17 protein-coding genes are annotated in these 25,868 nt (G+C 59.5%); 5 read left to right on the forward strand and 12 right to left on the reverse strand.

Annotated elements, in window-relative coordinates; translation table 11 throughout:
* Positions 1-62: 62 nt before the first annotated feature.
* From FIV03_RS25285 to FIV03_RS25310, 6 genes are all read right to left on the reverse strand, one after another.
* Positions 63-1,949, reverse strand: coding sequence for an ABC transporter substrate-binding protein (locus FIV03_RS25285; RefSeq protein WP_152511412.1), 1,887 nt, complete (start codon positions 1,947-1,949; stop codon positions 63-65).
* Positions 1,946-3,832 carry an ABC transporter ATP-binding protein gene (locus FIV03_RS25290; RefSeq protein ID WP_055658730.1) on the reverse strand — a complete coding sequence of 629 codons (1,887 nt, stop codon included), beginning with the start codon at positions 3,830-3,832 and terminating at the stop codon, positions 1,946-1,948. The genes FIV03_RS25285 and FIV03_RS25290 overlap by 4 nt, the downstream gene beginning before the upstream one ends.
* A gap of 290 nt (positions 3,833-4,122) precedes the next feature.
* Positions 4,123-5,967, reverse strand: coding sequence for an adenylate/guanylate cyclase domain-containing protein (locus tag FIV03_RS25295; protein WP_152511413.1), 1,845 nt, complete (start codon positions 5,965-5,967; stop codon positions 4,123-4,125).
* Between the two features lie 148 nt (positions 5,968-6,115).
* Positions 6,116-6,700, reverse strand: a complete 585-nt coding sequence (locus FIV03_RS25300) for an NUDIX domain-containing protein (protein ID WP_152511414.1) — start codon at positions 6,698-6,700, stop codon at positions 6,116-6,118.
* Between the two features lie 17 nt (positions 6,701-6,717).
* The gene (locus tag FIV03_RS25305; RefSeq protein WP_152511415.1) at positions 6,718-7,902 is read right to left on the reverse strand and encodes a CaiB/BaiF CoA-transferase family protein; all 1,185 of its coding nucleotides are present in this window, start codon (positions 7,900-7,902) and stop codon (positions 6,718-6,720) included.
* A gap of 27 nt (positions 7,903-7,929) precedes the next feature.
* Entirely contained in the window at positions 7,930-8,397 is a 468-nt protein-coding gene (locus tag FIV03_RS25310) for a class I SAM-dependent methyltransferase (RefSeq protein ID WP_209009783.1), read from the reverse strand.
* A 298-nt stretch (positions 8,398-8,695) separates the two neighbouring features.
* Here FIV03_RS25310 and pepN point away from each other — a divergent pair, with 298 nt between their 5' ends.
* Together pepN and FIV03_RS25320 are read left to right on the forward strand one after the other, a co-directional pair.
* Complete coding sequence (pepN, locus tag FIV03_RS25315; protein WP_152511417.1) at positions 8,696-11,341, forward strand: aminopeptidase N; 2,646 nt, start codon at positions 8,696-8,698, stop codon at positions 11,339-11,341.
* A 156-nt stretch (positions 11,342-11,497) separates the two neighbouring features.
* Complete coding sequence (locus tag FIV03_RS25320; protein ID WP_075282046.1) at positions 11,498-13,852, forward strand: PAS domain-containing sensor histidine kinase; 2,355 nt, start codon at positions 11,498-11,500, stop codon at positions 13,850-13,852.
* A gap of 55 nt (positions 13,853-13,907) precedes the next feature.
* Here FIV03_RS25320 and FIV03_RS25325 read toward each other — a convergent pair whose 3' ends face one another.
* The 6 genes from FIV03_RS25325 to FIV03_RS25350 form a co-directional block, all read right to left on the reverse strand.
* Complete coding sequence (locus tag FIV03_RS25325; protein ID WP_152511418.1) at positions 13,908-14,801, reverse strand: alpha/beta hydrolase; 894 nt, start codon at positions 14,799-14,801, stop codon at positions 13,908-13,910.
* 112 nt (positions 14,802-14,913) lie between these two features.
* Positions 14,914-17,910 (reverse strand): bifunctional [glutamine synthetase] adenylyltransferase/[glutamine synthetase]-adenylyl-L-tyrosine phosphorylase, encoded by a 2,997-nt coding sequence (locus FIV03_RS25330; RefSeq protein ID WP_152511419.1) that lies wholly within the window; start codon positions 17,908-17,910, stop codon positions 14,914-14,916.
* A complete protein-coding gene (locus tag FIV03_RS25335) occupies positions 17,867-19,321 on the reverse strand; it encodes a HAMP domain-containing sensor histidine kinase (protein ID WP_152511420.1) in 1,455 nt (484 codons plus the stop codon). The genes FIV03_RS25330 and FIV03_RS25335 overlap by 44 nt, the downstream gene beginning before the upstream one ends.
* Positions 19,305-19,991, reverse strand: coding sequence for a response regulator transcription factor (locus FIV03_RS25340; RefSeq protein ID WP_022997819.1), 687 nt, complete (start codon positions 19,989-19,991; stop codon positions 19,305-19,307). The genes FIV03_RS25335 and FIV03_RS25340 overlap by 17 nt, the downstream gene beginning before the upstream one ends.
* Positions 19,992-20,182: 191 nt before the next feature.
* The gene (locus tag FIV03_RS25345; RefSeq protein WP_173013942.1) at positions 20,183-21,718 is read right to left on the reverse strand and encodes a Do family serine endopeptidase; all 1,536 of its coding nucleotides are present in this window, start codon (positions 21,716-21,718) and stop codon (positions 20,183-20,185) included.
* A 316-nt stretch (positions 21,719-22,034) separates the two neighbouring features.
* The gene (locus FIV03_RS25350) at positions 22,035-22,685 is read right to left on the reverse strand and encodes a glutathione S-transferase (RefSeq protein ID WP_209009784.1); all 651 of its coding nucleotides are present in this window, start codon (positions 22,683-22,685) and stop codon (positions 22,035-22,037) included.
* A 129-nt stretch (positions 22,686-22,814) separates the two neighbouring features.
* On the opposite strand from FIV03_RS25350, the gene FIV03_RS25355 reads away from it, so the two are divergent.
* The 3 genes from FIV03_RS25355 to FIV03_RS25365 all read left to right on the forward strand — a co-directional run bounded on the left by FIV03_RS25355 (position 22,815) and on the right by FIV03_RS25365 (position 25,748).
* Positions 22,815-23,813 carry a DUF2336 domain-containing protein gene (locus tag FIV03_RS25355; protein WP_022997823.1) on the forward strand — a complete coding sequence of 333 codons (999 nt, stop codon included), beginning with the start codon at positions 22,815-22,817 and terminating at the stop codon, positions 23,811-23,813.
* A 123-nt stretch (positions 23,814-23,936) separates the two neighbouring features.
* Complete coding sequence (locus FIV03_RS25360; RefSeq protein WP_152511421.1) at positions 23,937-25,046, forward strand: HPP family protein; 1,110 nt, start codon at positions 23,937-23,939, stop codon at positions 25,044-25,046.
* A 39-nt stretch (positions 25,047-25,085) separates the two neighbouring features.
* A complete protein-coding gene (locus FIV03_RS25365; RefSeq protein ID WP_152511422.1) occupies positions 25,086-25,748 on the forward strand; it encodes a 5-formyltetrahydrofolate cyclo-ligase in 663 nt (220 codons plus the stop codon).
* Positions 25,749-25,868: the final 120 nt, after the last annotated feature.

Here is a 25,868-nt window from a genome sequence, read left to right on the forward strand (position 1 = left end):
GCAGCTTCCCCGTCCGGTTGGCGTCAGTACCAGCCGGACCGGAAAACAAGCAGCACTGCTGCTTACTTGGCCATGTAGAATTCATCCATGCGGTGAATTCCGAAATGCGCGCCGGGATCCCAGCCGTAGATACCTTCAAGCGGTACGTTTTCGACGTTCTTGATCACAACCGGCTGACGAACGCCGGAAACCAGACCGATATGAATGGTTTCGTCGGCATGGATCTGGAGCATTTCTTCCCAGATCTCGGTGCGCTCTTCCGGCGTTCTGGAGCTCAACCATGCGGTATAGAGTTCCATCAGACGCTCGGCCGGGGCCCAGTCGGGTTTTTCGCCGCCCTCACCCTGGGTTTCGAAATAGTCACCCCACTTGTGCCAGGAAAACGCGTCACCACGCACAGGGGCAAAGTCTTCCGGCGGCATTTCGGACGTCGGAATGCCGTTCTCGAAGCCGGACCACACAGACATCAGCAGGTCACCGGTAATAGCGCGCTCGCGCATGTTGTCACGCTGGCTCGGCTTGGCAAACAGGGCGACGCCGATCTCTTTCCACATTTCCTTGACCAGTTCCAGGGCATCATCCTGGACCTGCTCCTCGCCAGCGGTCTCCACGATGATTTCCAGCGGACGGCCATCGGACATCAGACGAATGCCGTTTCCGTTGCGCTTGGTGAGGCCGATTTCATCCAGAAGTGCATTCGCCTGTTCCGGATCGTATTCCGCCCATTTGGTGGTGAACTCGGCCTTGTAAAGCGGGCTGGACGCCAGAACCGTGTCGTTGCCCGGTGTTCCCAGCCCGAAGAACAGGACCCGGTTGAGCAGGTTGCGGTCAATCCCGAGCGACAGGGCATGACGGAACTTCGTGTTGCGCATCAGTTCGCGCCAGACCGGATCCTTGACCGTCAGGTTCGGCAGGATCGAGATCTCCGCACCCTTGGTGTTGGACCAGAGCGCAGTGACATAGCCATTGTCCTTTTCGCCCTTCTTCAGGACGGTAATGTCGGCGAAGTTGAGGTTGCGTGCCTGCAGGTTGCTTTCGCCAGCCTGGGCCTTGGCCGGGATCAGCTTGCCGTCGGCAACCGTCATGATGATTTCGTCGACATAGGGAAGCTGCTGACCGGTGCTGTCGACCCGGTGATAGTATGGATTGCGTTCCAGAACGAAGCGCAGGTCGCTGTCATCGCGGTTGCGCACCCAAGGCTGCAACGACGGCATGTCGACGTTCTGCGCGTTGTACATGTCGTCTTTTTTGTTATGGAGCGGTGCCCAGTCCCGCGCCTTCACCTTTGCAGCTTCCTTGGCGATCACATCAGGATCGCCGTATTTCTCGTGGAACTGCTTCAGATAGTGGGCTGGCCGATAGATGAACGGCGGACGGGACTTTGCCAGTTCCGGCAGGAACAGCGGGTTCGGCGAGTCCCAGGTAAAGCGGACGGTGGTTTCGTCCAGGACCTCGAACTTGGGGCCTTTGCCGTTGGCCAGCAGGTACGGCGGCAGACCTGACGGGGTCAGGCTTTCGTTGCTGACAATGTCCTCGAAAAAGTAACGGAAGTCCTCGGCACCGAAGGGATGGCCATCAGACCACTTGTGGCCGGCGCGCGTGTGAAGCGTGAAAATGCGGCCATCTTCAACATCGACGTTCGCCAGAATATCGGGAACCAGTTCCAGTTGCTCGTTGTAGCCAACGAGGCGGGCATAGCCCCAAACGTTGATCAGGCGGACATCCTTTGCCCGGCCGATCAGGGTGTCGATCTTGCCTCCCGGCTTGCCGACGGTTCGACCCTTGGCTTCAAGATCAACGATCAGAGGGTCGGAAGGAACCCGTTCCGCCACGGGTGGCAGAGACGGATCAAGGCCCGGTGTTTCCTTCAACTCCAGCGCGGCCAGTGGCCCCGCTATCAGAGCTACGGTCAGGAAAAGACCGGCCCTTACGGAATTCAAAAACTTCATGCTGCAGTCCCCTCAAGCGCCCCGGCATTCTTCAGGCCAGGTGCGCAGACAAAGTGATCCGGTTCCATTTCCACCAGCGACGGCGCCTGGCCGTCGGTCAATCGGAAAGGTTCCGGCCAAGATTGCGGCTCCGATGCTCTGTTGGCATCTAGGGCGGCAAAATCCAGTGGTGCCGACAAGTCCGGCTCGGGCACGGCCGAAAGCAATGCTTTCGTGTACGGGTGCAGCGGATTGCCGACGACAGTTCGTGTTTCGCCCATCTCGACCAGTCGTCCACGGCACATGACCGCGATCCGGTCGGCAACATAGTCGACCACGGCCAGGTTATGGCTAACAAAGAGATAGGTCAGGTTCAGGTCGCGCTTGAGATCCTGCAGAAGGTTCAGGATCTGCGCCTGTACCGAGACGTCGAGCGCCGAAGTCGGTTCGTCGCACAACAGGAATTCCGGGTTCAGCGCGAGAGCTCGTGCGATCCCGATGCGCTGGCGTTGACCGCCGGAGAACGAATGCGGATAGCGGCGCAGGAAACGCGGGTCGAGCCCCACCAGGTTCATCAGATTGCGTGCGCGCTCGGCCCGCTCCTGAGGGGTGCCGATGCCGTGCACCTCAAGGGGTTCCATCAGCGTGTCGTTGATGGTCATGCGCGGGTTGAGCGAGGAGAACGGATCCTGGAAAATAAGCTGTACGCGGCGGCGATAGTCCATCAGTTCCGCGCCCTTGAGCTTGGAGATGTCTTCCAGCCCCTTGCCGCGATTGTAGAGGACGTTGCCGCCTTCGATACCGATTGCCCTCAGGATGGCCTTTGCTGCGGTGGTCTTGCCGGAACCCGATTCCCCAACGAGGCCGAGACACTCGCCGCGGCGGATCGTCAGGTTGATGCTGTCGAGCGCGGTCATGGTCTTGACCTTGCCACCAAGGAAAGACCCCTTGCGCAGGGTGAACCGCTTGGTGACATCGCGCATTTCGACCAGTGGCTCGCCCGGCTTGACATCGCAATGCGGGCGATTGGCCGTCAGTTCCTCAGAGCGGACCTTGATGGGCCGGATCGGCACCAGCCGCTCGTCCCGGTCCATGTGGAAGCTCGGGACCGCGTTGAGCAGAGCCTTCAGATAGTCGTGCTTGGGATTGGAGAAGAGCTGCTGGGCAGTGCCCTTTTCCATGATGCGGCCATGATAGATCACCGCGATTTCGTCGGCCATGTTGGCAACCACGCCAAAGTCGTGGGTAATCATCAGGACGGACATGCGCAGTTCGGCCTGAACTTCGCGAATGAGTTTCAGGATTTCCGCTTGAATTGTGACGTCGAGCGCGGTGGTAGGCTCGTCCGCGATCAACAGCGCGGGGCGGCAGATCATGGCCATTGCGATCATCGCGCGCTGGCGCAGGCCGCCTGACAGTTCGAACGGATAGGTGTCGAGAGCGCGCTCGGGATCGGGGAACTGGACCAGGCTCAGCATGGTCTTGGTCAGTTCACGTGCCTCGGCACTGGAAACATTGCGGTGAAGAAGTGCGGCTTCGCCGATCTGGTCGCCGATGGTATGCAGCGGCGACAGTGACGTCATCGGCTCCTGGAAAATGATCGCAACCCGGTTGCCGCGCAGGTGCCGCATCTGCGGTCCCTTGCGCTCAAGCGCTGCGATATCGACAGGCGGCTCTGCGCCGGTCGGATCCGCCAGGATCACTTTCCCGGATGTAATGGATGCAGCCTGGGGCAGAAGACCCATGATCGTCTGCGATATGACCGTCTTGCCCGACCCGGATTCGCCCACCAGCGCGACAGTCCGGTTCTCGGGTACGACAAATGACACATTGTCGACCGCTCGGACCTGACCTTCCGCCGTATTAAAATCAACCGTCAGTCCCTCAATCGAGAGAACATTCACCGCGCATTTCCTCCCAGGCAAGGATTGTCTGACAGAGGCTTACTAAGCCCTCATTGCATTTGAAAGACAACCAAATTCGCCAGTGGATAGCAATGCAGGATTCATGAAAACAAACTGTGATGTTCGTCACAGTTTGCAAGAGCAGACCCGTTCCACCACTCGATTAACGGGTGCAACCGAACGTTAAACTGCAATTGTCGAACGAACCTGAAATCATTTTTTCTGCGTTCATCTGAACACGAAACAGACTAGCTGGAAGCTTAGCCGGCGATCCAATGGTCCGGAAGGAATCACTCCGCGGCAGACACCGGCCGCTCCACGGGCCTGTGTACCGGCTTTGACTGCGGAAAGGGATCGAGCCAATAGACTTCCATCTGCCCGCTTCGGCCGCGCAGGTGATGCGCGCCGACCGGCCGCTGGTGTCGCTCACCAGGCAGATGCGCAACGGTGTCCGCACTCGCCAGGATGACGACTTCCGGGTTTTCAGGAACTTCCTTGCCAAGCGTCTGCAGGCGTTCGGCCGCGTTCACGGTGTCGCCGACAACGGTATAGTTCCAGCGATCAAGCGCGCCGACATTGCCGACAACCGCCGGGCCGGTGTGAATACCGATCCGAAGCGCCATCGGCGGACGCCCCTGGGTAACCGCGTTCAGATTCGACTGATGCAGCGCGGCTGCAATCCGGCGTGCGGTTCTGACAGCAGCCTCCGCATGGTCCGGGCGGGCATCAGGCGCGCCCCAGAAGGCCAGCATGCCATCTCCCAGGAACTTGTCGACCGTGCCGCCCTCCCCTTCGACAGCCTCGACCAGGATAGCGAAATGGTCATTCAGCAGGCTGGCGGTCTCTTCCGCACTCAGGTGCTCGGACAAGGCCGTGAACCCGACAATATCGGTAAAGAGGATCGTGAGTTCGGCACCACGCGCCTGGGCAGCATTCCCGCCTCCCAATCGCATCAGCTTGATGAAGAGCGAGCGCGGCACATAGGTGTTCATGGCCTTGAGGCCTTCAACCATGGAATTGAAGGCGAGCGCCACCTGATCGATCTCCGCAACGCGGCTGCGCGGCAGGGGCTCTACTTCGTTGAGCGACAGGCTGCCGATGCGCTTGGACTGAACCGCAAGGTACCGCAACGGGCGAGCGACACGCCGCCCCATCCAGAATGCGATCAGCACCGACACCACCAGTGCGCCGAAGCCGACAAACATGGAGCCTGCAAGACGCCGCAGCTCGCGGGAGACCGTCGCGCTGAGGTAATACTGCCCGACAGTCCAGGGCCGGTCGCTGAAACCATCCAGCTGGGCCTTCATGACGATATATTCTTCGTTGTTTGCATCAACGGTTGAAACGTCGATGCCGAGTTCCGCGGCTTTCTTGAATTCGTCCAGCTTTTCTTCATTTACCATGGCGGCCAGAACGGGGTCGCCGATCGTCTGCCAGGAGCCCGGCAACTTGTCCTGAATGTTGCCACCGGTCTGGAGCCAGGGAGCGTCCGAATGCAGGATCACCTGATCGCCGTCCGCGATGATGAAAACGGTATTGTCGCCACCCTCGTCCTGAGCAGAAACGATGTGGGCAAGTTCTTCCATGGACGTCGCAGCTGTCAGCATGCCGGCAACCTTGCCGTCCCGCACCAACGGCACCGAAACATTCGCGAATAGACCGACCTCGTGTTTGACGAGCGGGCCCCAGGTCGGCGGACTGTCGGCGCTCAACTGCGGCATTTCCTGCATGTTCATGCCGGGTGGTGGCGCGTCGGTTTCAATCCGCCACAGTTTGCCGGTCGGTGCCCGATAGATCCCCAGCTTGCTTCTGTCGGTCGAAGTCACCACCAGTGTGGTGATGTCGTGATTGGATTTCAGCGCAATCGAGAGATCCTGCAGCGTCCTTTCCGTATCGTCGAAGCCGAGCGTGCCGTCGTCGAAATAGGGCTTCAGGCCGATGATCGCGTTTTCGACAGACACGAAATGCGTCCGCAGCTGCGTCTCGAGCGCCTGGGTGCTCAGGATCGTCTTGTCGTTCAACAGGGAAAACGTGTTGCGAAAGTTGGCCGAGACAGACAGGCCCAGGACAAGACCGATCGCAATCGCAACAAACGCACCGAACCCCAGCCCGACGATGGTTGTCAGGGGCAGCATTATACGCCGGCCGGTGCGTTTCGATTTTTTCATTGGGCGGTGACCCTTGTTGCGAACAGGCAGCTTACCTGCATGACAGTTTCCGTCAAATTAAGGCAAGCTTTCGACTTTCCACCGCAAAGGACTGCCACCGCGATGTCTTTTGCCTTTAGCCGGTCAATCGACGCAGGGCCAGTTCCTGCAGCAAGATAATGGTTTTTGCGTCCATGATTTCACCCGAGCGGATCATCTCGAGTGCCTGGTCGAGCGGAACGTGCATCACCTCGATATCTTCGCCCTCGGTTTCCTTGCCGCCACCTTCGGCAACCTTGTCCTTCAGATGGTATGTCCCGCGGAAGAATGCCACATATTCGGTTACGGATCCCGGACTGCTGAAGGCATCGAACAGATGTTCCAGGTCCGAAACCTCAAATCCTGTTTCCTCTATCAGCTCCGCCCGCATGCGATCCTCCGGATGCGCACCTTCCAGAAGACCGGCGGGTGCTTCGATCAGCATCGGATCTCGGCCGGCAGCCCAGACAGGCAGCCGGAACTGGCGCGTCAGCAGCACGCAATTGCGCTCCGGATCGTAGAGCAGGCAGGCTGCGCCATGCCCCCTGTCGTAGACTTCACGCACCTGTTCCTGCCAATCGCCGTCCCGGCGCCTGTACTCGATCCGGTGGCGGGTCAGCGTTCCCCAGGAATTGGACAGAACTTCGCTATCGGAGACCTTGAGGTATTCCGGGGTGCTCATGGCAATGCTTTCTTCGTTCAGGATTTCGGGTCAGACGTGATGCCCAGTTCCTTCAGGACTTCTTCCGTGTGCTCGCCAAGTGCCGGTGCGGCCCGGTCCAGCACAAGTGTCCCGTTCCGAAACCTGATGGGCGTGCGGACGGAGGCAACCGAGCCTCCTTCGACACCGGTCGCCGGCAGGTCGACCTTCATATCCCGGTGCAACACCTGCTTGTCGTTGAAGACATCTTCCACGGAATTGATCGGTCCAGCCGGAACACCCTCGCCTTCAAGCGCGGCAAGGAGATCGTCGCGGGCTCTCGTCGACGTTTCAGCCGTCAGGATCGGCACAAGGTCCGAGCGGGCGGCAACCCGAGCTGCGTTGGTGGCGTAGCGGGGATTGTCGGCAAGTTCCGGCTGGCCAAGAACAGCACACAGGCGTCTGAACTGGCCATCATTGCCGACCGCGATGATCAGATGCCCGTCGCTGGCCGGAAAGACCTGGTAGGGAACGATGTTGGGATGCGCATTGCCCAGACGTTTCGGTGCCTTGCCGGAAACAAAGTAATTGAGCGCCTGATTGGCAAGCACACCGACCTGCGCATCCAGCAATGCCATGTCGACCCATTCGCCTTCGCCGGTTTCATCGCGGCGGCGCAAGGCGGCAAGAACGCCGATGACACCGTAAAGCCCGGTAAAGATGTCCGCGAACGCCACCCCGATCTTCTGCGGGTCGCCTTCCGGGTCTCCGGTCAGATCCATGATGCCGCCCATGCCCTGGATCATGAAGTCGTAGCCGGCCCGATGTGCATAGGGCCCGTCCTGGCCGAACCCGGTGATCGAGCAATAGATCAGCTTCGGGTTGACGTTGGAAAGGCTGTCGTAGTCGAGGCCGTATTTGGCGAGCCCACCGACCTTGAAGTTCTCGACCAGAATGTCGGCATCCGCCACCAGGCGGCGGACGAGGTCCTGACCTTCCTGTGTGCGAAAGTCCACCGCAATGGAACGCTTGCCGCGGTTACAGGCATGAAAATAGGCGGCATCCCGGTCCGCGCCCGCCTCGTCCTTGACGAATGGCGGTCCCCAGCCCCGGGTATCATCGCCTTGCGGACTTTCCACCTTGATGACGTCTGCCCCCAGGTCCGCGAGGGTCTGGCCCGTCCAGGGGCCGGCCAGAATACGGGCCAGTTCGACAACCTTGATGCCTTTGAGCGGCGCGGTCATGTGTCTCTTCCTGAATAGTGCCGACGGTCAGGCTTCTGATGTCTTGCGATAGATATGATAGCGGCCCCGGTGAATGCCATCCGGCTTTTTCAGGGTCTCGTAATTCGGCAGGTTGAGTTCGAGCGCGCACAGGATAATTCCGCCAACGGCCATGTGGGCATCGATTGACGGAGCCAGCCAGGACGCTGTCGCCAGATCATTCGTGGGATCAGCCGAACCGATGTCGATATGGGCGAACGACGCCTTCGCCCCGATCCGCGGCCCGCAAAAAACAAGCGTGTCGCGAATGTTGCCGAGGATCATGTGATGCGCGTCCGGCGCGCAGCTCGGGTGGCAGTCCATGGCGAAATCGAATACGAAAATTTCCTTGTTCGGATAAATCTCGCGCAAGTGGTCATAGGTTCTGCCATTGCCCAACCCGAGTTCGAGGATAGGTCCTTCGACTTCGTTGACCTTTTCGACCAGAAATTCGAGCAATGTTTTCTGGGATGTCATTCGACGAATAAAACTGTCCAAACGGCTCATTAAAAAATTCCCTGCAACTTACGACGCACCTGACATAGACAATGCCCCGGCTGCCGTCAAAACCTCCCGTCCGTATTTAGGTGTTATCAAAGGCTGACGGAATACCGGCCCTTGCGGAAGGTCAAACAGGACTTTGCCGTAATCTGCGATCATGCTAACGCCTTAGCTCATCCTCACATTTCCATGAGGGTGCGGTTGCGGCCTTCAATAAGGGCCTTTCGGCCAGGCACAGGCAGGCAATTGCGCCTAACATCAGCAGGAGAATTCGATGCGTTCAGAAACGGCGCCAGCCATACGGCTGGAAGACTATCAACCGCCACTTTATCGCATCGACAAGGTCGCCCTGAACGTTGAACTCGCCCCCGGCGCAACCCGCGTGACCGCGACGCTTGAGGTCAGCAGGCAACCGGGAACAGAGGCTGGCGCCCCGCTTGTGCTGGATGGTGACGAATTGTCACTTGCGGGCATCAAGCTGAATGGCGAAGCGCTTGCCGAGACTGCCTATGCAGCGACAGCCGACCGTCTCGAACTTGCCTCACCGCCCGCCGATCCGTTCGAGCTGACACTCGTGACCGAACTCGATCCGGACGCGAACACGAAGCTGATGGGGCTCTACCGCTCCTCTGCAACCTACTGCACCCAATGCGAGGCCGAGGGCTTTCGCAGGATCACCTATTTTCTGGACCGACCGGATGTCCTTGCCGTCTACACGACACGTCTGGAGGCCTCGAAGAAAGACTGCCCCGTTCTCCTGGCCAACGGCAATCTGACGGAGACAGGAGATATCGAAGGCACCGGCAGGCATTATGCCGTGTGGCACGACCCGCACCCCAAACCGGCCTATCTGTTCGCACTGGTTGCGGGCGATCTCGCCGAAGTTCCGGACAAGTTCACCACCATGTCCGGCAAGGAGGTCGCACTCAACATCTACGTCGAGCACGGCAAGGAGAGCCTGTGTGACTGGGCCATGGATTCCCTGAAGAGGTCCATGCGCTGGGACGAGGAAGTGTTTGGCCGCGAATACGATCTGGATGTGTTCAACATCGTCGCCGTGTCGGACTTCAATATGGGCGCGATGGAAAACAAGGGCCTCAATATCTTCAACGACAAGTACGTTCTGGCCGACCCGGAAACGGCAACCGACCAGGATTACGCCAACATTGAAGCCGTGATCGCGCACGAATACTTTCACAACTGGACCGGAAACCGCATCACCTGCCGGGACTGGTTCCAGCTGTGCCTGAAGGAAGGCCTGACGGTGTTCCGCGACCAGGAGTTTTCGTCCGATATGCGCTCGCGCGCGGTCAAGCGCATTGCCGATGTGCGCTTGCTGAAATCGCATCAGTTTCCGGAGGATGCAGGCCCGCTCGCACACCCCGTGCGTCCGCGAACCTATCATGAAATCAATAACTTCTATACGGCAACCGTCTATGAAAAAGGCGCCGAGGTTGTTCGCATGCTGCAGACGCTTCTGGGCGAACAGAAGTTCCGGGCCGGACTGGACCTCTATTTCGACCGCCATGACGGCGAAGCAACCACAATCGAGGCATTCCTGTCGTGCTTCGAGGAAGCATCGTCCACCGATCTTGAACAGTTTTCGCTCTGGTACGAGCAGGCAGGAACACCAGTCGTGTCGGTGGAAACGGAATATGATCCCGACCGCAAGTCCTTCACCGTATCATTGTCCCAGGAAATTCCGCCCATTGCCGGCCAGAAGTCCAGCAAACCGGCAGTCATCCCGCTTCGTTTCGGATTGATCGGCCCTAATGGCGAGGACATGGAGACAGGCTCCGTGGAGGGTGCCAACGTCGCCGGCGATGTGCTTGTGCTCGACAAGGCTCACCAGGACGTCGTCTTCCACAATGTCGCCGCCGCTCCCGTTCTGTCTCTCCTGCGCGGTTTCTCCGCGCCCGTCCGTCTGAACGAGCCCCTGCATTCCGAGGAACTCCTGTTTCAGGCAGCACAGGATCGAGACCCGTTCAATCGATGGCAGGCGGTGCAGACGCTGGCGATGCAGGACCTTGTGAGGCTTGCCGGCCTGGTCCGTGACGGCTCGGAAGGCACGCCGTCCGAAGACGTCATTGGTGTGTTCGCGTCTGTTCTGGGTGAAAACCAGCTGGATGAAGCCCTGCGTGCGCAGGCACTCACTTTGCCCAGCGAAGCGGATGTCGCACAGGAAATCGGCAAGGACGTCAACCCGGACGCCATTCATACCGCCCGTCAGATGCTGCGGCGCGCAGTTGCCGCCCGCCTCGGATCTTCCCTCGTCCCGTTCATTACCGACCAGTCCGCAAGTGGGACCTTTTCGCCGGATGCGCAGGCAGCCGGAAAACGAGCGCTCGCAAACCGTTGCCTGCATTATTACGCAGTCTCCGGCGCAGCCGATGCGACTGACCTGGTCTGGTCGCGGTTTGCCTCTGCCGACAACATGACTGACCGCCTCGCGGCCCTCACCCTGCTGGTTCACGATCATATGCCGCGTGAAGAGGAAGCGCTTGCAGCTTACCGCGAGCGGCACACGGACAGCTCTCTGGCCATGGACAAGTGGTTCATGACCCAGGCCACCGCACCCGGCAACGAAACGCTGGACCGGGTCAAGGCATTGATGTCGGACCCTTCCTACGATGCCGGCAACCCGAACCGTGTCCGCTCGCTGCTGCAATCCTTTGCCACCGGCAACCCGACACAATTTGCCCGGATGGATGGTGCCGGATTTGAACTGATCGCCGAATCAGTTCTGGAGATCGACAAGCGAAATCCACAAGTGGCATCGAGACTTCTGACGAGCTTCCGCTCGTGGCGCGCACTTGACCCACAAAGAAGTGCCCTTGCTGAATCTGCCCTCTTGAGGATTTCAGCATGCGAAAATCTGTCGAGAGACAGCCGTGACATCGTCGACAGAACCTTGCAGTAGTCTGCAATACTGAGAAAGGTTAACGAAAGAACGGAAAATCCGGATTTGCGTTAACCATTTTATTCTTTGACGGGTCTGGACAAAAACAGACGATTTGATTCAAATGGAAGTGATTCGGGGCACCCCCGACGCGGCGGTTTTTGAGGCACACTTCCTATGGCGAGAGCATTAGCTGGCGACGCATCTGCGCGGCGCGGCGAGAAGGAGTCTGAGTGGGAGACAGACGCAGGCACAAAACGCCTGCCTCTGCGTACCCTCCTCGGCGCTCTGGCCGAAAGCCTGGCCCGCTCCGATAGCCTGATGCGACGCCTCATTCCCGGCCTCGCCATCATCTTCATCGTCATACTCGCCCTGTTCCGCACAGGCGACCTCGTCAGCGATTACACCCGGACCCAGGAAAACGCCCAGGTCACGCTGAGCCTGATGGCAACTGTCGTCGCAAGCGGCCTGATGTCGTCGGAAAATGATCTGCCTGAAACGGGCTACCGGACAACGTTGAAACGCATCCTTGCCGACAGTCTGCCCACAGGGGCGACCAGCAAGGGCCGCATCTATCTCGTTGCCGACCAATCCGGCACCATCGTTGCCTCGGCACCGCTCCAGCCATCGCTTGAGAGCCGGCCGATCAGCGACCTGCTCGGCCCGTCACAGCCACTCATGGTGTTTGGCGCCCGTGCCGGCGTGATGCCGGTTGCCACCAACCTTGGCACAGGCCGGGGCCAAGAACAGGTTCTTGCAACGGTTCATCACCTCGATGGCCGCCTCGGAATGGTGGCGGTGCTGCAGCCGGAAAACGAGATCTTCAGCCAGTGGCGGGATGACCTTTCGGCAAATGTGACGCTTTTCGTCGGAACTTCGCTGGTGCTGCTAGCGGTCATCTACGGCTTCTTCAGCCAGGCAACCCGCGCGGAAGCGGCCGACGACATGTATGCGGCAACCCGTGCCCGCATCGACACCGCCCTCACCCACGGCCGCTGCGGACTGTTCGACTGGGATCTGTCGCGCGGCAGAATGTTCTGGTCGTCTTCCCTGTACGAGCTCCTCGGACGCGAACCCAAGGACGATATTCTCAGCTTTGCCGATGTCGCCGACATCACCCATCCCGATGATATCGACCTTCTGGGCCTCGCCGAGCACCTGCTGGAAAGCGGTGAAACCCTGGTCGACGAGACCTTCCGCATGCGACACGCCGACGGAAGCTGGATCTGGCTTCGCGCCCGTGGTGAAATCCAGTCGGAACCCGGCCGTGCCGAGCCGCATCTGATCGGTATCTGCATCGACATTACCGAGCAGCACGAGCTTGCCGAACAAAGCCGTATGGCAGATCTTCGCCTGCGTGATGCGATCGAGACAATCTCGGAAGCTTTCGTTCTGTGGAATGCCCGAAACGAGCTTGTGATCTGCAATTCCAACTATCAGTCGCTGCACAGCCTGCCGAACGCCGTGATCAAGCCGGGCACGCCCTACAAGGACGTGATGGCAGCTGCCTCCAACGCCGAAGTAGCACCGCAACCGGTCACTCTTCGCCAGCGTGGCGGTGCTCCTGACGGCTCCTACGAAGCGCAGCTGGAAGACGGTCGCTGGCTGCAGATTTCCGAGCGGCGCACCAAGGACGGCGGTTTCGTGTCTGTCGGGACCGACATCACCCCGCTCAAGAAACACGAAGAAAAGCTGATCGACTCCGAAAAGCGGCTGAGGGCAACCGTTTCCGATCTCCAGAAGTCCCGCCAGACCCTTGAGGTTCAGGCCCGGCAGCTGGTGGAAATGGCAGAGAAGTACCAGGAAGAGAAAACCCGCGCGGAAGCCGCCAACAAGGCCAAGTCCGAATTCCTGGCCAATATTTCTCATGAACTGAGAACGCCGCTCAACGCCATCATCGGCTTCTCCGACATCATGACGCAGGAAATGTTCGGCCCCGTCGGCACCGACAGGTATTCCGACTACTGCAAGGATATCTATTCTTCCGGCACTTACTTGCTGAACGTGATCAACGACATCCTCGACATGTCCAAGATCGAAGCCGGTCGCATGAGTATCGAGACCGAAACGGTCAATGCTTCGGAATCGGCCGAAGATGCCAGCCGGATCGTCACGGGAGCTGCAACCGAGAAGAACATCACCGTCACCACCGATGTCGTTGAAAACGTCTCGGTGCACGCGGACAAGCGGGCGCTCAAACAGATCCTGCTGAACCTGCTGGCCAATGCGGTGAAGTTCACGCCGGACAATGGCACCGTTACGCTCAGGGCACGGCCGCGCGGAGACAAGCTGCATTTCGAAGTGATCGACACAGGCATCGGAATTTCGGAGCGCGATATAGAACGCCTCGCTCAACCCTTCGTGCAGGTGGAAAACCAGTTTACCAAGACCCACCAGGGCTCGGGCCTCGGACTAGCCATCGCCCGCTCACTGGTTGAACTTCATGGCGGAGCGCTGGTAATCAAGTCGGAAGTCAAGAAAGGCACCACTGTCAGCTTCACCTTGCCGCTTGCCGACAAGGAAGCCGCCTGAAGAGCTTTACCCTCCAGGCGAACCAGGCTTGTCCGTAGCCCTAAAGCACAGCAGATCAGTCGTTGCCGCTTGTTGTTGCCAGTTCGCTCAGGATGTCGAGCGAGCGCGTCCACAGCAATGCGCCGCCTTCCTCCGGAAAGAACCGGCGGCTTGCATTGGGCAATCTGCTTGCGAGCGAAAGACCGAAGTCCGGTGAATGAACCGGGCTGGCATCCCTGCCGCCGTACCAAACCGAGGTCGGGCAGTTGATCATGCCAAGGTCGATACACCAGGGCCTGAGCGCTGCAAGCGTATCAAGGACGTATCCTTTCGGCCCCTGCCTGAAGCCTTCCCGAAGTGCGTGCCTGTAGGCCGCGGCGAAAGGTTCGACGCCATATACCGACCTGTCTTCCGGCGAGCTCATCGACAGCACCAGGTCGTAGAAGCCATCCGGCTCGGCGAAGCCTTCCAGCATGGCAGAAAACGCTTCGGGATCTTCCTGTGCATGCCGGGTCATATCCCTCACCTGATCGGGCAAACGATCCGCGAATTCCGGACGGTAGAGTTCATCCTGACCGGAGACGATCACAAGGGAGCTTGCAGTTCCCGACGCTGCAGTGGCGAAAGCGAAGGGCGCTCCTTGTGAAAAGGCGACCACTGGGATGCCGACAAGGCCAAGGTTCGCAACAAGTTCGCCAACGTCACGCGCGACACTTGCCAGTGACTTGTCAGGATCGGGCGATGAAGCGCCGAGGCCCGGCCTGTCCGGTGCAATCAGTCGAAGGTTTAGCTTTTCGAGATGTTCCAGGCCAAAGCCAAGTGTGCCGGCCATGCCGGCGCCTGTCAGAAACAGAACCGGGGTGCCTGTCACCGGCCCCCATTCAGACCAGGCAAACACACGGTTGCCAGCCAGCGCAATTCGGTCGCTCCGGTCCGGACGACGGACCGTTTCGTCGAATGTATAAGTCATGAGGTTTCTCAGAGTATGGAAAAGGGTTCGCTCAAGAGAGCGCGAATGATTTGAAATCGGCCGCCGGCGCGGTCACTCCCTAGCCCAATGAAACCGGCTTGGCAATCCGCGTCTAGCTGCTGACCGTTTCAACCTCGCCAATCAGCCGAACAAACGTCTCGCGCACCTTCACCTGAAGATCTGCGAGCTCTGCTTCCAACCGGGTGAAGGTCGGACTTCCTGAGGCCTGAACCAGGAGATCCAGCACTCCGCGGGGTGCTTCTGCCGGCACGAACTTGCCGGAAAGGGCCAGTCGCAACACCTGGGTCAAACGGTGGTAAAGCCTGAGAGCTTCCAGCAACAGCCCTGCGTCGCCCAGGGTCAGGAAGCCGGCGTCGCGGGCCAGTTCCAAAGCCTGCTCCGTGCTTTGCGCCAGGATTTCCGGGTTTTCCTGAGCGTGTGCAAGCTGCAGAAACTGGGCAAGGAACTCGATATCGACCAGACCGCCGGCCACCTGTTTCAGATCCCAGACATCCTTGGTGCCTTTTTCCTTCTCGATCCGGGCACGCATGGTGCGAACATCGTCGGCCAGCTTCGTCAGATCACGCGTCTGCACCAACGTGCCGCAGATGCTGTCGACGATCTTCTGCTTGAACTCAGGCGTCGTGGACGCGATCACCCGTCCACGCGTCAGAGCCATGTGCTCCCAGGTCCAGGCCTCTTTCTGCTGGTAGGCTATGAAGCCGTCCAGATTGGTCGCGAGCGGGCCTGCATTGCCGGACGGACGAAGCCGGAAATCAACCTCGTAAAGCGAGCCTTCGGCCGTCGGTGCGCTGAGGGCCGTGACCAGCCGCTGGGTCAGACGGGTGTAATACTGGGTGATCGCAAGAGGCCGCTTTCCATCAGACTGCTTGACGTCTTCCGGCGCTTCATAAAGCAGGATCAGGTCCAGATCGGAGGCTGCCGTCATTTCGCGCCCCCCAAGCTTGCCCATGGCCAGGACCGCGATATTGCCACCCGGTACCGTGCCGTTGCTTTCGCCGACATGCACGATCACCTGCTTCAGGATCCGGTCGACGACAACTTCGGCCAACCGTGCCAGTGCAAACCCTACCCGGTCGGCGGACAAGGTATCTGAAATCATCCGCAGGCCGATCAGGAACTGCTGCTCCTGGGTAAATATCCGCGCCCTGTCCAGTGCTTCCTCATAGAAGCGAGCCTGAGACAGGGTTCTGTCGAGCCCGGCGCGGAATTCCTCGACGCTCGGCATGGCGCCAAAAAACGCCGGATCGAGGACTGCATCCAACACATGAACCCGCTTGGAGACCGTTTCGGCCATGCGTGGCGCGGCGCCCATGGTGGTTGCCAGCAACGTCAGGAGCTGTGGATTGGACCTCAGCAGCGAGAACAGCTGCACGCCCGCCGGCAGCTTGGCCAGAAAGTTGTCGAACGCCCGCAGGGCAGCGTCTGCGTTGTCCGTGGCCGCCAGCGCACTGAGGAGCGCAGGATGCATTTCGGTCAGCCGCTCGCGCGCCTTGGTCGAGCGGGTACACGGATAGCGGCCGAAATGCCAGGCCTTGACGATAGCGGCCGCTTCCGCAGGCTGCTTGAAACCAAGACCGGCAAGCGTCTCCAGGGTCCCGGGATCGTGGTCATCGCCGGTAAAGACCAGATTGCCCAGCTCGGACGAGAGTGCCGGTTCATCTTCGAACAGTTCGGCATAATGGTGCTGAACCGTTCGCAAGTGGTCGAGCAGTGCCGTTTCAAAGGCTGCAAGCGTGTCGTAGCCCATCAGCGCGGATACCCGCTTCATGCCGTCTTCATCCTTCGGCAGCAGCTGGGTCTGCTCGTCGTTCAGCATCTGGATGCGATGCTCGACATTGCGCAGGAACCGGTAGGCGGCGGCCATTTCGTCGCGTGTCTTGCCCTTGATCCAGTCTGCATCCACCAGCGCGTCCAGCATGTCGAGTGTGCGACGTCCGCGAAGGGCCGGGTTGCGGCCACCCGCGATCAGCTGCTGGGTCTGGACGAAGAACTCCACTTCCCGGATGCCGCCACGGCCGAGCTTGACGTTATGTCCGGCAACCGCAATGGCCCCGTGCCCCTTGTGCATATGGATCTGGCGCTTGATCGACTGCACGTCTGCAATTGCCGCAAAGTCCAGGTACTTGCGCCAGATGAACGGCACGATTTCATGCAGAAAGGATTCGCCGGCGGGAATGTCGCCCGCGCAGGGCCGCGCCTTGATCAGCGCCGCCCGTTCCCAGTTCTGCCCCAGGGATTCGTAATAGACCAGCGCAGCGGGCACCGACATGGCAAGCGGGGTCGCACCGGGATCGGGGCGCAGGCGAAGATCCGTACGGAAGACGTAACCGTCCGCGGTCCGGTCCTGCATGATCTTGACCAGGCGCCGCGTCAGCCGAACGAATTCCACCGGAGCTTCCGCGGTTCCCGCCATGGGCGCCTTGGCCGGGTCGTAAAGAACGATCAGATCGATATCGGACGAATAGTTCAGCTCGTTTGCGCCGTGCTTGCCCATTGCAAGAACGATGAGACCGCTATCGACTTCCGGCTTCTCCAGGTCATGCGGTGCGAACTTGTTCAGACGGACCAGATCGCCAAGGCAGAACCTGATTGCCGCTGTCAGCGCGGCGTCGGCAAACCCGGCCAGGGCACCGGTAACGCGGTTCAGACCGATCGCACCGGAGATATCGGCGAGGCCAAGCGTCAATGCGAGGTCGTGTTTGAAGTGGCGCAAGGTCCGCATGATACCGGCCTCGTCCTCTGCCCGTGCTTCACGGGCGGCAGACAGCAGGTTTTCAAGACGGCTTTCCGGCGCTTCCTGCAGCAAGCGAAGGAGACGCGGTGGATCGGCAAGCATCAGATCGCGCAGATAAGGCGAGTTTCCAATGACCCCGATCAGGAAACCTTCCAGGTCCGGTTTATCGTGCAGAAGAACGTTGAGGGCCTCGCCGGCTTCGGCATGAGCCAGAAGATCTTTCAGGAACAGGGCTGCATGATCGGGATCCGGTGCCGTTGGGACCACTGCGATCCGGTCGGCCAGAACGCCCGCGCCACCGTCCTGGTCAGTTCCCTTCTCCCGTTTGCCCGGCTGTGCCGCCTTGTTCATGCCCGCTCCTGCTGCTGTCCGGTTTCACCGGCTTGAGATCGATCCGGGCGCTCAGCCCCGGGTCCTCATTCATGAAGCGCAAGTCTCCGCCATGCAAGCGGGCAACCGCCTTGACAAGACTCAATCCAAGGCCTGTTCCAGGTTCGGAACGGCTTTCCTCCAGCCGAACGAAACGTTCCTTCACCCGGTCCTGGTCCTTTTCCGGAATGCCGGGGCCATTGTCGGTGACGCTGAGGACGATGCGGCCGTCGTCCTCCCGCCCGCCAAGGCGAATAAGCAGGTCGCCAGTTTCAGGACGACCGTATTTCAGTGCATTCTCAATGAGATTCACCAGTACCTGGCTGATGAGGTCGCGATTACAGTCTGCCTTCAGCCCTTCGGGCAAATCGGTTTCAAGCTTGCCGCCCTCATCTTCAACCAACGGCTCGTAAAGTTCGGCAACTTCGGCAACCAGCTTGTTGAGATCGGTCGGCTCCATAACGGAGGCTGGTGCCATGGATTCAACACGCGCAATACGCAGCAGCGCGTTGAATATCCTCAGGAGCTGGTCGGATTCCTCCAGTGTCGCTTCCAGGGCGCTGCGGTAGCCCTCCTCCCCCTTCGCTTCCCGCAAGGCGTTTTCGATCCGGGTCTGCAGGCGCGTCAGAGGTGTCTTCAGGTCATGGGCGATGTTGTCTGTCACATCCTTCATCGACTGCATCAACAGTTCGATCCGGTCGAGCATCGTGTTGAGATTGATCGCCAGACGATCGAATTCGTCGTCATTGCCCGCGACCGGCAGACGGCCGGAGAGCTCACCCTGCATGATCGTGCGGCTGGTGGCGGAAATCTCGTCGATGCGCTTCATCACCCTGCGGCTGACAAACAGCCAGGTGATCGCGGCCATGACCACCACAACGACCAGCCACAGGCGCAAGGCGTTGGCCAGAAGGTTGGAGAACCGGAGCTGGTCGCCCAGGTCACGCCCAACCAGCAGACGGAAGCCGCCGCGCAGCTCAAACGTGCGCACCATGGCCTGCCGCTCTACGTCCTCAGCATCCTGGCCAAGGCGCGTGTAACGGACCCGGCGCAATCCGCCATCGGCCTCTTCGAGAACGGTGGTCGGCAGGCGGGCAATATTTCCGACAAGCGCATTGCCGGCGAAATCGACGAGGAGATAAAGGCTGGCATCTGGATGGCGGGAGCGCCTGTCGATGGTTTCGACAAGATCGCGAACACCGCCGCGCACATAGACGTCGGCAAGGGTTTTCAGTTCTGAATCGACGGATTGAACCACCTGCTCGGACATCAGATTGTCCGTGTTGTCCGCGAGATAGAACAGCAGCACACCGGACATCACCGTGAAGACGGCAATGTAGAGCAGCGACAGCTTGAAGGCTGTGGTTCTGGTAAACCTAGTGAGCCGCGTCACGGATCGTATATCCGGCACCCCGGATGGTGTGCAGAAGTGGTGTTTCGAAGCCCTTGTCGATCTTGCCGCGCAGCCGGGAGATATGAACGTCGATCACGTTGGTCTGCGGATCGAAGTGATACTCCCAGACGTTTTCGAGCAACATCGTACGGGTCACAACCTGGCCGGCGTTCTGCATGAGATATTCCAGAAGGCGGAATTCGCGCGGCTGCAGCGGGATTTCCGTTTCGCCGCGGCGGCACGAATGCGCCATCCGGTCCAGCGTCAGGTCGCCGACGGTATAGGTGGTCTCAATCTGGCTGGCCGACTTGGGGCGTCGTGCCAGTGCCTCTATGCGGGCTTGAAGTTCGGTAAAGGCGTAAGGCTTGGGCAGGTAGTCGTCGCCACCGGCCTTCAGGCCCTTGACGCGGTCATCGACCTGACCGAGTGCCGAGAGGATCAGCACCGGTGTGTGATTGCCTTCCCGGCGCAGGTCCTGAATGACCGAAAGGCCGTCCATCTTCGGCAGCATGCGGTCAACAATGAGGATGTCGTAGTCCCTGTCGAGGGCCATATCCAGCCCGGTCCGCCCATCGGCAGCCTGGTCGGCGGTGTGGCCCAGTTCACTCAAACCCTTGACGAGGTAGCTTGCAGCTTCCGGGTCGTCTTCAATGACAAGAATCCTCAACATCTCATCCTTTTAGCTTGAGTTGGCCCTAAAGAAAATGGCTGACGGCGGCGATGGATGTGAGAGTCGCCGCCGCCAGTCAGTCAGGGTTTAGCAGATAAACCCTTGGCAATGACCGGCCCGTCGGGGTTTGGGGGCAGAGGGCAGGCCGGTCTTGCCTCACAGGTCCGGTTCGGGGCAGAACCGGCCCCTGATCAGGCGAGGTTCATGGGCAGGGCCACGAACCGTGTCGTGTCGTTGCTTTCAACCCGGAAGAGAACCGCCTTGCGGCCATCCTTTTCCGCCTTGTCCAGCGCCTTCAGCACGTCGGACGGGCTGTTGACCTTCATGCCGGCCACTTCCAGGATCACGTCACCGGTGTTGAGGCGTTTTTCGGCTGCCGGGCTTTCCGGGTCGATTTCGGCAATAACCACGCCGTCACCTTCCAGGCCAGCTTCGGCTTTCGTCGTCAGGACCAGGCCGAGATCATCCAGGCTGGTCTTGCTTTCGCCGGCCTCCGGCTGAACGGCTGCAACCTGTTCCTGATCCTGCAGGCGGCCCAGTGTCACAGTGACGTCCTCTTTCTGGCCGTCACGCCAGACCGTGATGTCCACCTGGCTGTCGGGCTCGTAAGCTGCAATGATCTTGGACAGCTCGCGCGGGCCCTTCACTTCAGTGCCGTCAACGGCAAGGATGGTGTCGCCCGAGCGCAGGCCAGCCTTCTGTGCCGGGCTGTTTTCCTGCGCTTCCGCGACGATGGCGCCGCGGGCCTCTTCGAGGCCAAGGCTCTCCGCGATGTCATCCGTGACGTTCTGAATCTGAACGCCCAACCAGCCGCGAACGACGGTGCCGTCGTCCTTCAGCTCCATGATGACATCCTGCGCGGTCGAAGCCGGAATTGCGAAGGCGATACCGACGTTGCCACCGGACGGCGAGAAGATCGCCGCATTCACACCGATGACTTCGCCATGCATGTTGAAGGCCGGGCCACCGGAGTTGCCGCGGTTGACCGGGGCATCGATCTGGATGAAGTCGTCATAAGGACCGGCGCCGATGTCGCGGCCACGTGCCGAGACGATACCAGCCGTGACGGAGCCGCCGAGACCGAACGGGTTACCGATTGCGACAGTCCATTCGCCGACCTGCGGTGCTTCCTTGGCGAAATCGACATAGGTGAACGTGTCGTCGCTTTCGACCTTCAGAAGGGCCAGATCCGTCCGTTTGTCTGCGCCGATGAGCTTGGCATCATACTCCTTGCCGTCACGGTCGATCACGGTGAACTCGGTCCCGTTTTCGATCACGTGATGGTTGGTGACGAGGTATCCGTCATCAGAGATGAAGAAGCCGGAGCCCTGGGAAATGCCATACTGGCGCGGGGCACGGCGCTGATTTTGTTGCTGGTCACCGCCACCCTTGCCGCCGAACTCGCGGAAAAAGCGCTGGAACGGATGGCCATCAGGCAGGCCCTTGAAGAAGTCTTCGAAATTGTCGTTGCCGCCACCGAAGTTCATCATGCGCGGTTCTGCGGCCTGCTTGACCTGAACGCTGACAACCGCCGGGCTGACGGCAGTGACGACGTGGGAGAAGTCCAGCGGAGCCGCGGTATCGACACGGACAGCATCAGCCAGAGCCAACTGGCTCGGAACAATGGTCTGTGCCGTCAGAAGTCCGGCTGCGCCGAGCGCGACGACGCCTGCCAACAGTTTGGCGCGACGGGAGCGCAGGGGAGAAACTGAGCGACTGTTTTGCATGTTGTCTTCCTCTTTCGAGATAAGGTTTGAAAACCATTTCCGGGACCGCTTGCGGGGAAAGCGCTCCAGGCTCGAAAGTGAAAGTAGGTGAACCAGTCTTACAGGCGCCTGTCGGCGGCATTACGGTTTTGTAAGGTTGGGAACCCGGGCGTAAAACGTGAGGAAAACCGCCAGCATCGGGCCTCAATTGGCTACGGTTTTTTCCGTCCCGAACATGCACAGAGGTGAAAACCGGTTGCAGGAAGCATGAAACAGCCGGCCAGCGACCTGGGCAGAGCGTTCTCTGCCTCGCGTTACGAGGGGGTCGATTCGCCTGTCAGGGGAAGACGACTGGCGTATCACCCGCCTGCCATCGGTTCCATTTCGACATCACGGATTGGAAGCGGGGAGACATTTCGAAGGCTTCCAGCCAGGCTTTCAGTGACGTCCACTCCTGGCTGTCGAACCAGCTGCGGTCCGAGTTGGCGAACTGACGAACGAACGGCAGGATCGCAAAGTCGGCCAGCGAGGCCTTGTCGCCGAAAAGCCAGGGCGTAGCCGCGAGACGGCTGTCCAGATGCCAAAGGAACTCCGCAGCACCGGCTTGCTCTGTTTCCCTGTCTGTGTCCGGATATCTCGTATCGTACTTGTAGCGATCCAGATGGCGCTTGAACGGGCCATCGCAAACGCCGATCAATTCCAGCATGGCATCGAGATCGCCTTTTTCCGGCTTCAGCCAGTTTTCCGGGTCGGACCGGTCAAGTGCCCAGAGCATGATCTCGAGGCTTTCATCGATCACCGTTTCACCGGTCTTCAGGCAGGGTACCGTTGCCGAGGGAGACGTTTCCAGAAACTCGGGTGCCTTGTCCCTCAGGACGATTTCCCGCAATTCGACCTGCTCGCCACTTGCGGCAATCGAGAGCCTTGCCCTGATGGCATAGGGGCAACGGCGGAAAGAATAGAGGATCGGCATCAAGGTTGCGTTCATGCGCGTGGAATGACCCATCGGTGCCGGAAGGTCAACAGTGCCGAAATCACCTTATTGCAACAAAGCACTTGGTGGTTTTCACAGGTTATAAAGGAAATTTGGCGAAACTTATGCCGATAGGGTACGGACATGAGCGACTCGCTTCTTAAGCTTGCCAGGGACAGTTCTTCAGAGAAAAAACACGAGCTTGCCGAGCACGTGACAGGCCTGCTTGTTGCCCGCGCAGACGACCCCGGCTCCGAAGAGACGCATCTTCTGAACAACATGCTCGAGGGCGTCTACGATTCCCTTGCTCACGACGCCAAGCGCAAGATGTCCGAACGTCTTGCAGATGTGCCGTCAATGTCCTCCAAGCTTGCCGCGGCAATGGCCAGCGACGACCTGCCTGTGGCCCAGGCAGTGCTGGAACGCTCCAAGTCGCTTCGCGAAGAAGACCTGCGCAAGATCGCGGAAACCAAGGACCAGGGTTACCTTCTGGCCCTCGCCAAGCGCGACCACGTCAGCAACGATATCAGCAATATCCTGATCAAGCGCGGCAGCAGGGATGTCAAACACACGCTGGCCGCCAACCTCGGCGCCGAGATCACCATGCCGGTGTTCGAAAGCCTGGTGAAGGACATGCCCAAGCAGCTTGGTGATCGCATCCGTCACTTGCGCAAGTCGAACGAGGAGCTGCTGGAAGATCTGTTCCGTGACGACGGTGAAGTCGCTGCCGGTGCGGAACTGGTGAAAAAGCAATCCAAGATCAGCCCGAAGGCGTGGCTGATGGGCATCCGTCTCGGCAAGACGACCCTGAACAAGGCGGTCTACCAGCTGGCCCAGGAACACAATCTTCTCGATGCGGTCGCCTTGCTCTCGTTCTTCTCCGGCCTCGACATGAAGTATGTGCACAATCTCATGGTCCGTTTCGATTCCACCGGCATCGCCACCGTCTGCCGGGCCACCGGGATCGGCGCGATGGAATTCCAGGCCGTGTGCAAGGAACGCTGCAAGCATCTGAAGTTTCCCGAAAGCACCGGCAGCAAGTGGCTGACGAACTACCACATGCTCGATGACACCGATGCCCGCCGGCTTTTGGCGCTCATGAAAATCAGGTTGAAAGCAGCCAAACACGAGAAGGCTGCCTGATCGCCCTCGGCCCAAGTGCGAAAATCCGTTTCGCGACAGGACCAAAATTGAGTTTCAAAATCCAAGTCAATTCCAGATTTTTCGCCTAGAACTTGTGCAAATGCACATTTTTCAGGCGACTTCATGCATATAGATCCCAAACAAACCTTCAGGACCGCGTTTGCCCCGGCGTTGCCTTGGCCGCAGCCAACCGAAGCGTTTCTGGCCATGACGGGCGGCGCTGTCGGTATCGGCGCATGCGCGCTGATGGTGTGGTTGATGCATGCATATGGCGGCCTGCCGCTTTTTCTGATGGCGCCTCTTGGTGCCTCTGCCGTACTGGTGTTTGCCGTACCAAACAGCCCACTTGCACAGCCTTGGTCCGCAATTCTGGGAAACACCTTGTCGGCGGTGTGCGGTGTGGTGGCGCTTGCCTTGCTGCCGTTGGAAACCGCACCGGTTCTGGCTGTCGCGCTTGCGTTTGCCGCGATGATGCTCGGCCGGGCTCTGCATCCACCTGGCGGAGCTGTCGCCTTGCTGATTGGCTTGTCGCCTGAGCTTCTGACGGAAACAGGCGCGCTGATGATCGTCTTCAATACAGCCGTGATGACTTGTGTACTGGTAGCATCCGGCCTGGTGTTTCATCGTTTCTCCGGTCGGAAATATCCGTTCCGGACAAGCCTTTCGCAAAGTGGGCCACCACCAATGCGGCGTCTTGGCCTGACCGAGGAAAATCTGTCGGATCTGCTGTCGAAGTTTCACCAGTCGACCAACCTCGGCGCTGTCGATCTTGCCCGGCTTGTGGCCGCTGTCGAGGCAGAGTTGATACAGCCTCCCTTCGAAGGGGTATCCTGTGCAGATGCGATCGCCCTGGAACACCTTCATGTTGCTCCAGACGCGCCTCTTCAGGAAATCCTCAGCAAACTGCAGCAGTCCGAAACATCCAAAGTCGCTGTCGTGAATGCTGACGGCCATCTTGCCGGTCTCATCAACCAGCGTGACCTCCTAAGCGTCCTGAGCAAAGGCTCCGGTGACGGATCAAACTTCACCCCTCCCCTCGCTCGGGACCTATTGCATGCTCCGGTGACGTCTTTCGACGGCACCCTGCCGCTTGGTGATGCCCTGCATGTGATGGTTCGCGATAATCTGGATCATGTTCCGGTGTGCCAGAACGGAGTGTTCGAAGGTTTTCTGACCCGCTCACTCCTGCTTGAGGCCCTGGTCTGGCCCGCAACGGACAGAAAGGCCGCCTGACGCGGTAAAAGCACAGGGATGCGAAGGGAGTTTTCCTGAATGAGCCAAGATGACGACCTGCCGGGAGACCCTGTCTGCTACGCCGACATGCTGGTGGGCGGATTTGTCGTTGATCAGGAGACCTTTCGCGATGTCAGCCGGTTCCGCAAATCCGAGCGCAGCCGTCTCTATGAAAAGCGGAAGGGACTGACCAGCACGGAGCGGGCGGTAAAGACCGCTGCGCTGATCGATAAGCTTCGCCCCGTCCTTGAAGCACTCGACTATCAGAGGATTTCGATCTACTGGCCAATCCGCGGTGAACCCGACCTTCGCCCCTTGATGACAGAGCTTTGCAACTCGGGCAGGACAGTTCTTCTACCGGTCGTTCTCGAAAAGCAGACTCCGCTGGTCTTTCGCCCGTGGCAGCCAGGCTGCAAGATGGTGCGAGGCCTCTGGAACATTCCCGTTCCAGAAGAAGGCTCATCGCAGGTGCCCGAGGTCGTGATCGCCCCGCTTGTTGGCGTCGACGCCCACTTTTACCGCCTGGGCAACGGTGGCGGCTACTACGACCGCACGCTGGCATCGCTGCCGGCCAAACCGCTGACCATCGGGATCGGGTTCGCTTTCTGCAGTCTCAACTCCATCTTTCCAATGCCCTGGGATGTGCCAATGGACAAGGTCGTTCTGGACACCGGACCTTTGGAAGTTGAACAGGGAAAATGAACCTTGCTTCAACCAGTAGTTATCCAAAGCAAAGCCGCGCGGGGTCTCCCAGAGACTTTATCAACTAAAGTAAACACGCTCGAGGCACGCATAAGCGCGTAAAATGTCAGCCTTATCCTG

Source organism: Labrenzia sp. THAF187b (assembly GCF_009363375.1).
GTDB lineage: Bacteria > Pseudomonadota > Alphaproteobacteria > Rhizobiales > Stappiaceae > Roseibium > Roseibium algicola.

Bases quoted from the DNA above. Each gene is read 5' to 3' on its own strand.
- FIV03_RS25285 (WP_152511412.1), bottom strand. From the start codon at position 1,949: ATGAAGTTTTTGAATTCCGTAAGGGCCGGTCTTTTCCTGACCGTAGCT.
- FIV03_RS25295 (WP_152511413.1), bottom strand. From the start codon at position 5,967: ATGCTGCCCCTGACAACCATCGTCGGGCTGGGGTTCGGTGCGTTTGTT.
- FIV03_RS25300 (WP_152511414.1), bottom strand. From the start codon at position 6,700: ATGAGCACCCCGGAATACCTCAAGGTCTCCGATAGCGAAGTTCTGTCC.
- FIV03_RS25305 (WP_152511415.1), bottom strand. From the start codon at position 7,902: ATGACCGCGCCGCTCAAAGGCATCAAGGTTGTCGAACTGGCCCGTATT.
- FIV03_RS25310 (WP_209009783.1), bottom strand. From the start codon at position 8,397: ATGACATCCCAGAAAACATTGCTCGAATTTCTGGTCGAAAAGGTCAAC.
- pepN (WP_152511417.1), top strand. From the start codon at position 8,696: ATGCGTTCAGAAACGGCGCCAGCCATACGGCTGGAAGACTATCAACCG.
- FIV03_RS25320 (WP_075282046.1), top strand. From the start codon at position 11,498: ATGGCGAGAGCATTAGCTGGCGACGCATCTGCGCGGCGCGGCGAGAAG.
- FIV03_RS25325 (WP_152511418.1), bottom strand. From the start codon at position 14,801: ATGACTTATACATTCGACGAAACGGTCCGTCGTCCGGACCGGAGCGAC.
- FIV03_RS25330 (WP_152511419.1), bottom strand. From the start codon at position 17,910: ATGAACAAGGCGGCACAGCCGGGCAAACGGGAGAAGGGAACTGACCAG.
- FIV03_RS25340 (WP_022997819.1), bottom strand. From the start codon at position 19,991: ATGTTGAGGATTCTTGTCATTGAAGACGACCCGGAAGCTGCAAGCTAC.
- FIV03_RS25345 (WP_173013942.1), bottom strand. From the start codon at position 21,718: ATGCAAAACAGTCGCTCAGTTTCTCCCCTGCGCTCCCGTCGCGCCAAA.
- FIV03_RS25350 (WP_209009784.1), bottom strand. From the start codon at position 22,685: ATGAACGCAACCTTGATGCCGATCCTCTATTCTTTCCGCCGTTGCCCC.
- FIV03_RS25355 (WP_022997823.1), top strand. From the start codon at position 22,815: ATGAGCGACTCGCTTCTTAAGCTTGCCAGGGACAGTTCTTCAGAGAAA.
- FIV03_RS25360 (WP_152511421.1), top strand. From the start codon at position 23,937: ATGCATATAGATCCCAAACAAACCTTCAGGACCGCGTTTGCCCCGGCG.
- FIV03_RS25365 (WP_152511422.1), top strand. From the start codon at position 25,086: ATGAGCCAAGATGACGACCTGCCGGGAGACCCTGTCTGCTACGCCGAC.